The organism is Oleiphilus sp. HI0125 (assembly GCF_001635355.1).
Window position 1 is genome coordinate 1 of record NZ_LWGF01000250.1, and the last position, 890, is coordinate 890.

General features: G+C 46.0%; 1 pseudogene. It reads left to right on the forward strand.

Annotated elements, in window-relative coordinates:
- A pseudogene (locus tag A3762_RS03695) lies at nucleotides 1-890 on the forward strand (aldehyde dehydrogenase family protein); the annotation flags it as partial.

The following is an 890-nucleotide window of genomic DNA, read 5'->3' on the forward strand; positions in this document are numbered from 1 at the left end:
GTTGCAGAAACTGAAAACGCGATTGCAGTAGCAAAAGAAGCATTTACTTCTTGGTCTGCGGTAACGCCACTGAATCGCTCTCGAATTCTTTTCAAGTTTAAAACTATTCTTGAAGCGCGTAGAGACGAGTTAGCTGCGGCAATCACAAAAGAGCATGGCAAAGTATACGAAGACGCTTGCGGAGAAATCACCCGCGGTTTAGAAGTTGTCGAATTCGCTTGCGGTATCCCACAATTATTAAAAGGTGACTTCACTGAGCAAGTAGGTCGCGACATTGATGCTTATTCAACGAGCCAGCCTCTTGGCGTTGTGGCGGGCATTACGCCTTTTAACTTCCCTGCGATGGTACCTATGTGGATGTGGCCAATCGCCATTGCTACGGGTAACACCTTTATCTTGAAGCCTTCAGAAAAAGATCCAAGCGCAACATTTTTAGTTGCTGAGTGGTTAAAAGAGCGGGTCTCCCTGATGGCGTGTTCAATATCGTAAACGGTGACAAAGAGTCCGTTGACGTCTTACTCACTCACACAGACATTGAAGCAGTAAGCTTTGTTGGCTCTACGCCAATTGCTGAATATATCTACTCTACCGCTTCAAAACACTGTAAGCGCGTTCAAGCACTAGGCGGTGCAAAGAACCACCTAATTGTTATGCCTGATGCAGACCTAGATGGCGCTGTGAATGCGCTAATGGGCGCTGCATACGGTTCTGCTGGCGAGCGTTGTATGGCTATTTCTGTTGCCGTTGCGGTTGGTGATATTGGCGATGCACTAGTTGAGAAACTTGCTGAGAAAACACGTCAACTTAAAGTAGGTAATGGCGTAAACCATAGATTAGATATGGGGCCTCTGGTTACTAAAGAGCACTTAGCAAAAGTAAAAGGCTATGTA